At 61.0% G+C, this 13,553-nt stretch carries 13 protein-coding genes; 6 read left to right on the top strand and 7 right to left on the bottom strand.

Annotated features, from left to right (window positions below):
- Window positions 1–5: 5 nt before the first annotated feature.
- Both V3C85_RS18150 and V3C85_RS18145 read right to left on the bottom strand, forming a co-directional pair.
- Entirely contained in the window at window positions 6–680 is a 675-nt protein-coding gene (locus tag V3C85_RS18150; protein ID WP_331796904.1) for a hypothetical protein, read from the bottom strand.
- Complete coding sequence (locus V3C85_RS18145; RefSeq protein WP_331796903.1) at window positions 677–1,441, bottom strand: ParA family protein; 765 nt, start codon at window positions 1,439–1,441, stop codon at window positions 677–679. The genes V3C85_RS18150 and V3C85_RS18145 overlap by 4 nt, the downstream gene beginning before the upstream one ends.
- Window positions 1,442–2,498: 1,057 nt before the next feature.
- Between V3C85_RS18145 and V3C85_RS18140 the strand changes: the two genes are divergently transcribed.
- Genes V3C85_RS18140 through V3C85_RS18130 form a run of 3 tightly spaced genes read left to right on the top strand, consistent with a single transcriptional unit; the run spans window position 2,499 to window position 6,701 of the window.
- On the top strand, window positions 2,499–2,972 hold the full coding sequence (locus tag V3C85_RS18140; RefSeq protein WP_331796902.1) for a plasmid mobilization protein: 474 nt from the start codon (window positions 2,499–2,501) through the stop codon (window positions 2,970–2,972).
- Window positions 2,969–4,846, top strand: coding sequence for a relaxase/mobilization nuclease domain-containing protein (locus tag V3C85_RS18135; RefSeq protein ID WP_331796900.1), 1,878 nt, complete (start codon window positions 2,969–2,971; stop codon window positions 4,844–4,846). Before V3C85_RS18140 ends, V3C85_RS18135 begins: the two co-directional genes overlap by 4 nt.
- A gap of 10 nt (window positions 4,847–4,856) precedes the next feature.
- Window positions 4,857–6,701: a type IV secretory system conjugative DNA transfer family protein gene (locus V3C85_RS18130; protein ID WP_331796899.1), complete on the top strand. Its 1,845-nt coding sequence runs from the start codon at window positions 4,857–4,859 to the stop codon at window positions 6,699–6,701.
- A 243-nt stretch (window positions 6,702–6,944) separates the two neighbouring features.
- On the opposite strand, the gene V3C85_RS18125 is transcribed toward V3C85_RS18130, so the two are convergent.
- The 5 genes from V3C85_RS18125 to V3C85_RS18105 form a co-directional block, all read right to left on the bottom strand.
- Window positions 6,945–7,106, bottom strand: a complete 162-nt coding sequence (locus tag V3C85_RS18125; protein WP_331796898.1) for a nuclear transport factor 2 family protein — start codon at window positions 7,104–7,106, stop codon at window positions 6,945–6,947.
- 110 nt (window positions 7,107–7,216) lie between these two features.
- Window positions 7,217–7,900 carry a GntR family transcriptional regulator gene (locus V3C85_RS18120; protein WP_331796897.1) on the bottom strand — a complete coding sequence of 228 codons (684 nt, stop codon included), beginning with the start codon at window positions 7,898–7,900 and terminating at the stop codon, window positions 7,217–7,219.
- Window positions 7,901–7,907: 7 nt separating this feature from the next.
- The gene (locus tag V3C85_RS18115) at window positions 7,908–8,774 is read right to left on the bottom strand and encodes a DMT family transporter (protein ID WP_331796896.1); all 867 of its coding nucleotides are present in this window, start codon (window positions 8,772–8,774) and stop codon (window positions 7,908–7,910) included.
- Window positions 8,771–9,928: an acetylornithine deacetylase gene (gene argE / locus V3C85_RS18110; protein ID WP_331796927.1), complete on the bottom strand. Its 1,158-nt coding sequence runs from the start codon at window positions 9,926–9,928 to the stop codon at window positions 8,771–8,773. The genes V3C85_RS18115 and argE overlap by 4 nt, the downstream gene beginning before the upstream one ends.
- A gap of 12 nt (window positions 9,929–9,940) precedes the next feature.
- Window positions 9,941–11,125: a M24 family metallopeptidase gene (locus tag V3C85_RS18105; protein ID WP_331796895.1), complete on the bottom strand. Its 1,185-nt coding sequence runs from the start codon at window positions 11,123–11,125 to the stop codon at window positions 9,941–9,943.
- A gap of 185 nt (window positions 11,126–11,310) precedes the next feature.
- Between V3C85_RS18105 and V3C85_RS18100 the strand changes: the two genes are divergently transcribed.
- The 3 genes from V3C85_RS18100 (at window position 11,311) to ehuD (ending at window position 13,552) form a co-directional block, all read left to right on the top strand.
- Window positions 11,311–12,156: a transporter substrate-binding domain-containing protein gene (locus V3C85_RS18100; protein ID WP_331796894.1), complete on the top strand. Its 846-nt coding sequence runs from the start codon at window positions 11,311–11,313 to the stop codon at window positions 12,154–12,156.
- 71 nt (window positions 12,157–12,227) lie between these two features.
- A complete protein-coding gene (ehuC, locus tag V3C85_RS18095; RefSeq protein ID WP_331796893.1) occupies window positions 12,228–12,887 on the top strand; it encodes an ectoine/hydroxyectoine ABC transporter permease subunit EhuC in 660 nt (219 codons plus the stop codon).
- A complete protein-coding gene (gene ehuD, locus V3C85_RS18090) occupies window positions 12,884–13,552 on the top strand; it encodes an ectoine/hydroxyectoine ABC transporter permease subunit EhuD (RefSeq protein ID WP_331796891.1) in 669 nt (222 codons plus the stop codon). The genes ehuC and ehuD overlap by 4 nt, the downstream gene beginning before the upstream one ends.
- Window position 13,553 lies beyond the last annotated feature (1 nt).

Here is a 13,553-nt window from a genome sequence, read left to right as displayed (position 1 = left end):
GAGGTCTATCTGACGCGTCGCGCCTCGATGAGCTGCGACGCGATTGCGGCGAAGAAGGCACCAACGATCGTCGCCCGGGGCTCGATCAGCCAAGGGTCACCAAGTGCCGCATGCATAGCCCGGATAGCTGAACTTTGGGCGTAGACGGTCATCGGTTCGCCGACCGCCATGTCCGTGGCTGCCATGGTGAAGATGCGCTTCGCCTCGTCGACATACGGTGTGAGCTCATCTTCCGCCAAGAGCCGCCGCAGTTCGGCGCGGGCTTCCTTGGCAAAGGCGCGCAGCATGTAGGCTGGGGTCACGTCGCCCGCGCCCGGGATCTGCTCAAGCTGCTTCTCGGCTGCCAACGGCAGCCGAAAGAGGACCACCAGCTTCTCTTTCTGGGGCCTCGCCAACCCACTGGCAGCACATTCGGGCGGCGAAGCGGGGGACTGCGGCTGACTACTCTCCCCTTCCCTCTTCCCGGCAAACTCCGGGTCGGCCAAGTGCTCCGTCGTCATGTCGGGAAGCTGGGCCTTGACGCCCTCGACATTTCCTCCCTGCTCCGGCGCACGCCGTTCGGCAAGAATGCGCGACTGCACCTCGCGCGATGACCGCAACCGTGCGGCGGAGTTCTGCAAGCCTGGTTCTTCCGCCGCTGGGGATGGTGCGACACGTGCAGGAAGGCGGAAACGGCTCATGCAGGGATCACCTCGTCGATCCCGGTCAGGACAAGTTCCGCAACTTCAAGCTGGCGTGTGATGGCATCCGCCACCAGCCGACCGCCGGGTGCTTTGGCGTTGGCGCGGGCCGCCGGTCCAAGGGGGCCGTGATAGCCGAGTTGTTCGAGGATCCTCGAATGCGGAACGATCACGTCGATATGGTCGAGACGCAGTATCTCTTGCAGCACGTCCTGGTCGCGCTTTGGCAGTTGTGCCATTCCCCCTTCCCGGGTTGCGGCGTCGATGATCTTCGGCCCCGCGTCCATGACGAGGACCCGGACCGTCGGGAACCGCTCGCCCTCGGCAATCGAGGCGCGGAGGTCGTCCATCCAGAGGACGGCGCGATGGGTCATTTCCCATTCGGCATAGACGGGGCGTGCTGGGATCAGCACCAGATCGGAGATCAGGCAGAAGTCCTCAGTGTCGGTATGGGTGCCCGGTCGCGTGTCGATCACGACGAGATCGACGCCGCGCGCTTCCTCAGCTTCGAGGAGCGACAGAAGCCCTTCCACGCTCTCGGGCGGTGAAAGGATCGCGAGACTCTCCGGCCACTCGGGCTTTTGCGCGCCCTCCCAGGCGGCCAGTTCGAAACTGTCGCGCCAGCGGCCGAGTTGGGCATTCACGTCGCCATCGATCAGGGTGACGCGACGGCCGAGGTTCAGTGCTGCAGACGCGAGAAGCATGGCGGTCGTGGTCTTGCCCGAGCCGCCCTTGGTCTGCACGATGGTAATGACTTGCATGAAATGACGCCTCCACAAACGGTACTCACTACCCCTGGCACCGACGCCCGGCGCTCTTTCATGACGCTGCGGAAGACGATGCACCGAAAGCAAGGCAAGGTAGAGCGAAGCCGTTGTAAAGGCGTCACTAATCCGTCCGGCGTCCGGTGCGCCGTTTAGGCATAAGGTTGCAGAAACGTCAAATGGGATGTGCCGGAAGTTGTAACACACCGCTGAAGCCTTCATGTTCCTAAGGATTCCTGCAGCCATGATTCTGCGGCGCGGCGTTCGAGCAGCTCTTAGGCCTGCCCGCAATCTTGGCAGTTTGCCCTCCGGCCCGTATGACGGTTTGCATGTCTGCATGCCTGCATAGGTGACAGGCCGCATGGCTGCGTGGGAACCTGTCCGCATGGCTGGTCCGAAGGTCAGGCGACATCAGGCTTCCGTCGGGGGATGATCCCGAACTTGACCCGCCAACTAGCTGCATCCCGGAGAATCTGCTTGCTTGCCTGTCTGCCTGCTTGCCAGTTCGGCCAGTGACAGGTTGACGCTGCGCAGATCTAGCCTCTGGCTGCATTCCCAAAGCCGTTAATGGTCTTCCTTTGTCCGCCGTAGGCAGGCCTTGAAGCATCTAGAGACCCCTTCCCCGGCCCCTCTTCCCTTCCCGGGCAAGTCTTCCTTCAGACTATCATGCCCTTCCCGGCAGTCTCTCATGGAGGGACCGCACAATTCTGCAAAACCCAAGGTTTCAAGGCGCTCGACCACTTTGGTCTCGCGTTGCACGGAGGCCTGACGGCCGGGGCGCAGGGACGCAGTCGGCGGGCAAGCCGCCGACCCCTGACGCCATATTGAGTCCTCACCGGCTGTCCGGTTTCCGCAGGCGGGCTCCTCTTCGGAGGAGTGGAAACCGGCCGGTGAGGACGGTTGGCAGGAACGGTGATGTGTGGTACATGATGCGCAATGACTGCAAAACACATGTAATGATGCAATGCCACGCTCACGCCTGACCTCTGCCGAGACTACCGCCATTACGGCGCGGCTCCTCGCTGGTGAGAGCGTCGCGGCCGTGGCGAGGTCTATGGGCCGTTCCCGCCAGGCGCTGTCACGGATCAAGGGCAGCCTTGATCGGAAAGAGGTGCTGCGGCTTTCGGTGAAGCTCAACATCCGCATCACGGAAGACGAGCATGCAGCCTTTCAGGCGGTTGCCGAGGCAAGCGGTCTGACGGTTTCCGAGGCAGTCCGGCATCTGGTCAGACAGGCAAGCGATCGTCTGGCCATCCAGGCAGACGAGCTTGATGCCATCGCTGCAGCAAGGCGGGAGTTGTCAGCCGTCGGCAACAACCTCAACCAGATCGCCCGTCTGGGGGCGGTCGGACGCCTGACCTGGAATGCCCGCGATGCCGCCCTCGTGCGCAAGGTCGGAGCGCGGGTCGATGATCTGGTTGAAGACGTTGTCCACCTCCTCTCGGCGCTCCGGGCAAAGCAGGGACTTGGTGATCAGACCGCTCCTTTTGCTCTTGCCGCGGACACTTCTGCCGAGGCGCCGAAATGATCCGGTCATCTTCCGTCGAGGATCTGGTTCTCGGTCATGTTCTCGACGATCGGCGGCGTGGGCGCGGCGGTGGCGACGGCGCGTCGTCCCGTCTCGGCACGCGCAAGCAACGCCAGACCCGGGCGCTTCTGCGAAACGCTGGAGGACCACGCGGCTGGCAGTCGGTCGTCAAACGCATCGCAGGTGGCAGTGCCCGAACGCCGCAGGAGTTGAAGCGCCTGCTCGATTATGTGGCCCGGGAAGACGGGGTGCAGAGCACCTGGTGCAATCTGGCGGGTTATGAGCGTGACTTCGATCCATCGCGAACGGGCCGGACGGCGGATATCTGGTCTTCAACCTGGACAGGTGCACCGCGCCGGGGACATGCCGATCACATCGTCCTTAGTTTCCCGCGGGGGGCGGACGCAGAGCGCGCCGAGGTCATCGCTCGGGAATGGGGGCAGGCGGTGTTCGGGTCTGGTGAGTATGGGGATGCCTGGCGCTATGTCGCTGCCCTTCACAAGGACACCGACCATCTGCATGCGCATTTCGTGGTCGACAAGCATGGCATCGAGGAAGGCCGCTTCCTGTCGATCTGTCGCCATGCCGCGCTGAACTTCGATGTGATGCGTGAACTTCACGCCGAGATAAGCCAGTCGCATGGGCTGAACATCCTCGCCTCGTCGCGCCTCTCCCGCGGCATTGTCGAGAACCCGCCGCGCCAGTCCGAGCTGCGTGCCTCGCGAGAGGGCGGGAAGTCCACGCCCCCTCCCCCGCCGCCGCTGTCCGACGGAGAGCGGAGCCGACGGCTTGCCGCGTTGCAGGGCTTTGCTCGCGAATACGAAACTTTGGGTGACCTTGCTGGTTTTGCCGCTGCAACCGGCGCCGAGGCGGGCACCTCTTCCTACCTTTCCCGGCTGGCCCGAGCGCTTGGCGCTTCTGCCGCCGCTCTCAGACAAGGAGTTCCCCTGATGCCCGATCACTCGCTTCATGCCGAAGGCGACCCCGCTGCACGGATTGAAGCTGCGCGCAGCGAGATGATCGCTTCCGCCACCGAGGCCTGGGAGGCAATTCGTGCCATGGAGCCCTCAGCTGACCGGGTCGACCTTGAACGGAGTTTTGCCGAGCAGGCGCGCGCCTCCCTGAAACTCGCGCCTGATAGCATCCTCCTAACAGAGCATGCCCAGGTCGCAGACCCAAACACCGATCCCTACCACAACCCGACACTTGCCTCGCTTGCGCGACTGGAGCAGGGCCAGACCGAGGGCGTTTCCCTTGATGATGGACTACGCGCGACCCTTACACATGTTCGCGACGAGATTGGCGAACGGCTGACGGCGCTGTTCTCGATCCGGGAAGATGAGCTTCGCATAGTAGGCACCTCAGTCGAGGAAATGGTCGCCCGCTTCAGTTTGGCCGAGCGTAGCGAAGGCCAGCGGGCGAGCTGGATCACGGAGCAGCCGAACACGATGCAAAAGGTGTTCTGGATGGAAACGGAGCGCGCCCTCGGCCAGGAGGTTCGGGCAGAAGTCGCCGCTTTCAACTTTGCGCCGGAGTTGATGGAGGCCATTGCGCGCGACCAGTTGCTGAGCGCAGATCGCCATATGAAGGTCTCCGAGGTGCCCGCGCTGGAAGCCATCGTCGACCGCCTGCATGACACCCTGATACCCGAGGATCTCGACCGCGTTCGGTCTGGCGATCTCGCACCGCTCAACGAGCAGGTCCGCGATCCAGCACTCCGGGCCGCCGTTGCGCATGAATTGAAGAATGAGAGCGATCTCGGTCAATCGGGTGAGGTCGGACCCTGGGCAGACCTGGCACGGGCGCAGCATCGCGCCGCCGAACTTGGGCAGCGTGACCGCGCGGTCGAACGCGACACCGGCCACGAACTCTGAGGACAGACCCATGCTTTCAAATCTCGACACCGCCTGGCGGTATCCGCTGGCGCTGCTCCTTGGCCTGCTGACCGGTCTCTACATCGGCGGCATGTTGGCAACGATCTATGTGATCACTGCCGTCCGGGAGAGCCTCGATACGCTTAGCCCCATAGGCCCCTGGTTCCTTCGCTACGCCTGGGCCGACCTCGCCGCGCGGCCTTCGGTCCTGCAGGGCGCGCTGATCATCACCGGTGCCGTGACGGTCGCCCTGACGCTCGTCGGATTAGCCGGGGTACATCGCGGCCGCCTCAACCAATATGACGACGCGCATTTCCAGTCGCGCCGTGAGTTGAAGCGCAACCACATGGTCGGAACCCTCGATCAGAACGGCTTCATCTTCGGCAAGCTCGGCCTCCCGAAATCCGACGCGCCCTTCGTGATGTCCCCGCCCGATCGTTTCCCGCATGCGATGATGATTGCACCGACGGGCCGGGGGAAAGGCGTCGGCTTCGTCATCCCGAACCTCCTGCACTTCTCGGGCTCAGCGATCATCCTCGACGTGAAGGGCGAGAACTTCGCCAAGACATCCATCCACCGCAAGCACGGGCTGAAGAACAGCATCTGGTACTTTTCGCCCTTCGATGAGGAACGTGGTTCGCACCGGTTCAACCCGCTTGCCCGGATCGCCGCCCTTCCCTCCGCAGAGCGTCAGTACACCGCGCTGAACTCGATGGCCGATCTCTTCCTCATCCCGGAAGGTGAAAGCGCACAGAGCTTCTTCAATGCCGGCAAACGGCTCTTCATCGCCTCCTGCCTCTACGCCATCGAACAGCGCCGCCCGACCTTGGGATTTGCAGGCGAGATCATGGCCGGGGGGGGCGACAAGAAGAAAAGCTACACGGCCATTGCCGAGACCACGAACATCCCGATCGTCTCCCGTACCTTCCTCGAGATGGCCGACGTCCCCGAAAAAACCCTGGGCGCCTATGTGTCCGTCATCCAGGGATCCGGTCTCGAACTTTGGAACGACCCCGCGGTCGACCGAGTGACCTCGGCCAGCGACTTCAACTTCTCGACCTTCCGCCGCGATCCCCAAAGTCTCTACATCGTCGTCCAGCCCGAGCACTTGAAAACCTTGGCCCCCCTCGTCCGCCTTCTCTTCGCGGATGCCATCGCGTCCCTCCAGCGCCGCGAGCCCGGGCCGGACGAACCCCATGCCGTCATGTTCCTGATGGACGAGTTCGACCAGCTCGGACGCCAGCCTTTGGTGCTCTCTTCCATCAAGACCATCCGCAGCTTCGGCGGCCGGTTCTTCATCATATCCCAAACCATTCCCGGCCTCGATGACATCTATGGCGAAACTGGACGGAGGTCCCTGCAGGGCGGGGCTGGTGTGCAGATCTACATGACACCGCAGGATGACCGGACGGCCGAGGTGCTGTCGAATGCCTTGGGGCGCTCCACCATCACCGCCGTGACCGAAAGCCAGTCGCGGGTACGGGCGTTGGAGGACAGTGCCAATGTCAGCCGGCGTTCCGAGGAGCGGCCGCTGATCTCGGCGAACGAGGTGCTGCGGTTTCCGTTGGATGAGGTGTTAGTGCTGCCCGAGGGACAGTATCCGATCCGGGCGCGACACATCCGCTACTACGAGGATCGGCATTTTGGGCCGATTGATCGGGCGCGGAAGGGGAAAGCGTTGCCGATAATACAAGGGGGCGGGGCGGATCGTAGGCTAGCGCCTGTCGGGAAGCTGTCAGGGTTGACTGCGTCCGCTGGACCAGTGGGCACCGAGGTCTTCGTAGAAGCGGCACGGGTGTTTCAGGAAATTGCGAAGAGCGCCAGGCGGACACGGAAAGTGCCGGCTCGGGTCTAACCGGTGCTTGGTCGCTGAACCTTACCGCATGCTCCAACGGGCAGATACGGCCCAAAGCTGCCCTTCAAAGTCATCGCAGCGAATGACCGGTTTTCTCTATTGTCCGTCAGCAAAGCGTCTGGCCATTCAATTGCCATTCTCTGATCGCAGCCATGTCGCAGGCGAGAGATGGTCCCACATGCTTGGTTGAGGCCCGTGGGCGCCAGATTGCGCGGTCGGTTTTAGGCACCGACCGCGCCACGGTCAGTTGTCGAAGCCGCTGAACATGCCGTTGGCGTTGGCAAGGCCTTCGGTCGGGACGGGCCGGATCACGTCCCAATGTTCCACGATCATCCCATCTTCCATGCGGAACAGGTCGTAGAAGGCGTTGTTGGTGCCGTTCCACTGGCCTTCGCTGATGGTCAAGAAAAAGTTGCCTTCGCCCAGCAACTAATGCACCTTGGTGTACTGGAACATGTTGTTCTGCGCAGTCAGCGCCTCGACAGCTTCTACGATCTCGGCCAGCATAACGAGATTCACAGTTTTCTTGATGCAAGTCGCATTCTTGTGTAGCTCATGGAAATATGCGTGCGATGGATGAGGGCGGCGGACCGGACGTCACCGATGGCGAGGGCGCGCAGGACTTCGTCGATTTCATCGGCAAAAATGCGGACTTCTTTAGCGACATCGATTTGCGCGGCAGCCATAGATTTCAGCCAGATGCGCGAGGTTTTTAGGAAAAGCCGTTCACAGATATCGCGGAGGGGAAGGTTGGATGTGATGCCATGAAACTCATGGAAGAAGTCTACATTCAGCTCTCCAAAGCGACGCGCGTCCGGCACATTTGCCAGAGCTCGAACTTCAATCGACAGCGCCTGTAGCCGTTCCCAAAGGGCCGGATCAGGTGGGTTCGGGCCCAGCACGCCCAAAAGCTCGGCCAATTCCATCCGCAGTTGATAGGTCTGTTCCAGTTCCCCAATCTCGACGTCGGTAACAAATGTCCCGACGCCGTGTACTGACTGCAAAAGCCCCTCGCTTTCCAGACGGACAAGGACGCGGCGAAGCGGGGTGCGACTGGTGCCAAACTCGGAAGCAAGATCTTCCTCGGACAAGCGTGTTCCGGGGGGATAATCCAAAAGACAGATGCGATTGCGCAGGACCGTATACATCCTGTCGAAACGATCGCGTGCTGTAGGCAAAGCCTCGGCAGGAACATCCATTACAGCCTCATTTGGTCTGGCGCGTCACGATATAAACGCCGATGGCCGACAAGGCCAGCCCAACCAGTGCAAGGGGTTGAAGCTGCTCTCCCAAGAGCACCCAGGCCATTGCCATCGCAAGTGGTGGCACAAGATACATCAGTGCCGATATACGTGTGACATCGCCCCGGGCGATCATCGCAATATAAAGTGAGATCGAGATCAACGAGTTCCCCAAGACCAGCCAAGCCAGCGCCACGATCAGGCCGGGTTGCCAATCGACTGTCAGGCTTTCGGTCGCGATGGCCACGGGTGCGATCAGTGTGAACCCAACTGCATATTGGACCAGTCCCCCTGCGACAGGATCGGTCTTGCGACCGTGGGCTTTCTCGAAAAGGGTGGCCCCCGTGATCCCTACCAAGGCCCCGACTGCCAGCAGCGCCGCGCCCAGCGGGCTGGGGCCAAGTGAGCCTTCTGACACGACCGCCAGCAGAACGCCACAAAAGCCGATCCCCAAGCCCAACCACAGCAGGCGGCCACCACGTTTGCCACCGATCAGCGGTGCCAAAGTTGCAACAAGAGCAGGTTGCAACGCCATGATGATCGCGGTGGTTCCGGCGTTCATCCCTTGTTTCATCGCCAGATAAGCCAAACCAAAATAGACGCCCTGAATCAGAAAACCTGTCACAGCGACTGCCGTCCAATGGCCTGCGCCCTTAGGCCAGTGCGGGCGCATCATCAGCGCGAGGGGAAGCAGAACGGCCACGGCCAGAGAATAGCGCAGGGCCAGAAGTGTCATCGGTTCGGCATATTCAAGCCCCAACTTGGCAAAGCCATAGCCGCCCGACCACAAGAGCAGAAAGACGACCGGCGCTGCGCGCCAGAAGGCGGTCATGGGGCGACCCGAAGTCGATCGCTCAGGCTTTCCAGAAACCGCACTCCCTCGGCCAACTGATCCAGCGCGAGGTATTCGTCGGGCTTGTGTGCCTGTTCAATCGAGCCGGGACCACAGATCACCGCCTGCATCCCAATGGCCTGGAAAATCCCTGCCTCGGTGCCAAAGGGCACAAGGCCCGCGCCATTAGCCCCGGTCAGGGCCAAGGCGATTTCTCGGGCCTCATTCTCGGTCACCGGCACAAGGCCGTCTACCTCGCCAATCACCTCGGTCACGATGTCGGCCAAGGGGGCTACGGCGCGCATCTGTGGCAGCAAATGATGGTTGCAAAAATCATGCAACTCGGCCCTGACCAGATCGGCATCACTGGGCTGGACCGGACGCATTTCCCAATCAATCCGGGCTTTGCCCGCGATGACATTATGCGCCACCCCTCCGACCAGTGCGCCGGTGTTGATCGTGGTCCACGGGGGTTCGAACCGACTGTCGGCGGGCGCGCGTGCGCGCAGCACTTCGCGCAGTTCGAGAAGGCGTGAAACATAGCGCACCGCATATTCCACCGCGTTCACCCCGCGCTCGGGGGCGGAACCATGCCCTTCAAGGCCTGTAAAATGCACGGAATATTCGTAGCATCCCTTATGACCTTCGATCACCCGCATCAAAGTGGGTTCCCCGATGATGGCAACGCGTGGTTTGATTCCGCGCTCCTGTAACAGGGGTGCCAGTGCTTGCGCGCCAAGACAGCCGATCTCTTCGTCATGGGTAAAGGCAAAATGGATCGGACGCGCCGTGGCCGTTTGCGCGTAAAGCGGGGCCATGGCGACGGCGGCGGCAATGAACCCCTTCATATCGCAGGTGCCGCGACCATAAAGCCTGCCGTCACGTTCCGTCATCACCCAAGGGTCGGTTGTCCAGTCCTGATCTGCCACCGGCACAACATCGGAATGACCTGACAGCAGGATGCCGCCGTCAATATCAGGCCCAATGGTGGCAAAAAGATTGGCCTTGGTGCCGCTGGCGTCGCGAAACACATCGACCCGCGCCCCGGCATCGGCCAGAAGGTTGGCCAAATGCTCGATCAGCGCCAGATTGCTGTCTGACGAGACGGTGGGGAAGCTGATCAGCTCCCCCAAAATCTCGCGGGTGCGGGTCATGTGGTCCAAGGCTTACTCCTTGACGAACAACTTGCGTTCCACGGAACACAGCGCCTGTGCTGGGCCGGTTTCGCCAATCAAGATTGTTTCCGTGGTTTCCAATCCCCAACTCTCCATCCAAAGCGCAGGCATGAAATGGAACACCATGCCGGGTTGGAGGACTGTTTCGTCCTCGGTCCGGATCGAGGCGGTGCGTTCGCCCCAGTCGGGCGGATAGGACAGACCGATCGGATAGCCCATCCGGCCCTCACGATGGATCCCGTATTTCTTCAGCACATCCATGAAGGCGGCTGCGATGTCGCGCGTCTGGTTGCCTGCGCGGGCGGCGGCAAGACCAGCCTCGATCCCTTCGATCTGCGCCTCTTCGGCGCGGCGCATCTCGATCGGGGGTTGGCCTAGGTAGACCGTTCGGCAGAGCGGCGCGTGATAGCGCCGGTAGCACCCCGACAGTTCAAAGAAGGTCGCTTCGCCCGCCTTCATCGGCGCACCGTTCCACGTCAGGTGTGCGGCGGTTGCGTCCATTCCCGAAGGCGTCAGCGGAACAATAGCGGGATAATCACCCCAATCTTCCCCGACGCCAATCAGTCCTGCGCGGGTGATTTCTGCCACCAGCTCGTTCTTGCGGAGGCCCGGTCGTGACAGGTCGATGGCTGTTTGCACGATCTTTTCAGAAATGGCGGCAGCCTTGCGGATGAAAACAATTTCTTCGTCCGACTTCACAAGTCGCTGCCAGTTCACCAGCGCGGTGGCGTCGACAAGTGTTGCCTTCGGCAGTTCCGCACCCAGCACCGAATGAGCCTTGGCCGAGTAATAGTAGTTCTCCATCTCGACGCCGACGCGGGCCTGCTCCAGACCCATCTCACACAGGATGCGGGCAAGATCCTGCATTGGATGGCGCACGGTCGATTGCACGTAGCTGTCCGCATATCCATGGATCGACGCGCGTTCGATCCAGCATGTCCGCAAGGCGCCGAGGCTGTCCATAAAGCGGCCCCACCAATGCGGCTCGCCCTCCATCGTCAGGATGACGCCCTGGTGAACGTAAAAGGACCATCCGTCATAGCCCGTAAGCCAAGCCTGGTTCGATGGGTCGGTGACAAAAATCGCGTCAAGACCGGCCTGCGCCATGGCGGCACGGGTTCGCGCGATTCGACGGTCATATTCAGCTTGGCTGAAAGGAGCATTATTCGCAGGCATAGCTTCTCCCTCAATGGTGCGTTGTACACAAGATTAAGTACGGAGTTTGTGAATTGGCAAGATAAATTCCTATAAGCCGGAAAAATGCGGCAAAAATACTTGACAGCATCCGATCTATTCCTGTGTTGTGTACAACAGGCGGAAAATCATATGAGCAACCCACCGCCAAAACAGGAGGTTCAATTATGAATACGTCCACTCTGGCAACGACGGTGCTGGCAAGCCTTTTGCTTGGCGTTTCGGCCTTTGCTGCTCTGGCAGGGCCGCTCGAGGACCGCATCGCCGCAGGCGAGACCATTCGCATCGGTTTTGCCAATGAAATCCCGTTTGCCTATCCGGGCGAAGATGGCAGCCCCAAGGGCTTTGTGAACGCCGAGGTTATCGGCGTGCTGGCAAAGATGGGCTATACCAATATCGAGGCTGTCGAGACCGAATGGGGCGGACTGATCCCCGGCCTGACGGCTGGACAGTTCGATATCATCACCGGCGGGATGAACATCCTCAAGGCGCGCTGCGAAAACATCGCCTTTTCCGAGCCGATGGCCAAAGTCGGTGATGGTTTCATTGTGGCACCGGGTAACCCCAAAGGGATTGAGACCTATGCAAGCGTCAAGGATAGCGGTGCCACGCTGGTGACTGGGGCTGGCTATTCTAACATCGAAGCGGCCAAGGCCGCAGGGGTGACAGAGGCTCAGATCATGATCGTCCCCGGTCCGACCGAGATCCTTGCGGCCGTTACGGCGGGCCGTGCCGATGCCGGGACAGGCACCTATCCGACGATGAAGCAGTTGGCCGACAGTTCGGGTGGGGCGGTTGAGATCGTTGATCCCTCGGCGATGCCCGAGGACTCGTTCAACTGGGCAGGGGTGGGCTTCCGCAAGGACGATCAAGACTTCGTTGGCCGGTTCAACGCAGCCCAGAAAGACTACCTCGGTTCGGCCGAGATGCTAGCTGCGGTTGCCGAGTATGGCTATTCCGAAGCGATGCTGCCCGGTGACAAGACCACTGAATGGGTTTGCGCCAACCGCTAAGCCGAACCTTGGGGGCCGGTTCGCCCGGCCCCTTCCTCACTTTTTCCGCGCAAGCAAAGGGTAGACCGGCGATGTGGGAATTCCTGCAAACCTATGGCCCAAGGCTATTCGATGGCGCACTGGTGACCAGCGCCCAATTCGTCCTTGCCGCTCTGGTTGCCTGCGTTGCGGCGCTTGGTGCGGGCCTTGGCCGGCTGTCTGCCCTTTGGCCGGTCCGAAGCCTTGCAATCCTTTATATCGAGCTTTTTCGCGGCACTTCGCTGTTGGTTCAGCTGTACTGGATCTTCTTTGTTTTGCCTTTGCTTGGGATCAGCCTGCCCAAATTCGAGGCCGGTTTCTTGTCCGTCGGTCTGAATGTCGGCGCTTACGGGGCCGAGATCGTGCGCGGCGCCATTCAGGCTGTGCCGAAAGGGCAATGGGAGGCAGGCTATGCGCTGTCCATGTCTCCGGCCAAACGGATGAGGCGGATCATCCTGCCGCAAGCTTTGGTTTTGATGCTGCCGCCATGGGGCAATCTGATGATCGAACTGTTGAAAGGCACTGCATTGGTTGCCCTGATTTCGGTGCCCGATCTGATGTTTGTCGCCAAGCAAATCAACGGTGCCACCTTTCGTTCGGCCGAAGCTTTTGGGGCCGCTCTTCTGATCTATTACCTCTTGGCCCGGTTTCTGATCACCCCTGCGATGCGAAAGCTGGAACAGGTGATGGCGCGGAGGCTCGGGCGGGCATGAAATTTGACTGGAAATGGGATTTTGCGTTTGAAATCCTGCCGCGGCTTTTGCGCGCGACCCTTAACACGCTGATGGCGGCCGGTGTGGGTTATGCCATTGCTATGGTGCTGGGATTGGTCTTTGCGCTGGCCCTGCGCAGCCCATGGCGCTTGCCCCGTGCCGTCTTGGGCGAGGTGTTGGAGTTCATCCGATCCACACCCTTGGTCGTACAGATATTCTTCATCTTCTATGTCGGCCCACAGGTTGGTATCACCTTGTCTCCTTGGGTTGCGGGCATGACGGCCATTGGCTTGCACTATTCGGCCTATCTGGCCGAGGTCTATCGCGCTGGGATCGAAGCTGTGCCGCGCGGTCAATGGGAAGCTTGCCGCGCTCTGAACATGACCACACGTGACAGCTATGTGCGCATCGTTCTGCCGCAGGCCCTGCCGCACGCCATGCCGGGGATGGGCAACTACCTTGTCGGCATCTTCAAGGACACGCCGATGCTGTCGGTGATCGGGGTGACCGAACTGATGCAAGCCGCAAACTCGATTGGTTCGGAAACCTATCGCTTTCTGGAACCCTATACGCTTGTCGGTGTGATCTTCCTTGCCCTGTCGCTGCCCACGGCTGGACTTGTGCGTCTGGGCGAACGTCGGCTGCGCCGCAAACTGGGACTGTGAA

The organism is Pseudotabrizicola sp. L79 (assembly GCF_036553525.1).
Classification (GTDB): Bacteria; Pseudomonadota; Alphaproteobacteria; order Rhodobacterales; family Rhodobacteraceae; genus Pseudotabrizicola.
This window is presented reverse-complemented; position numbering and strand designations above follow the sequence as displayed.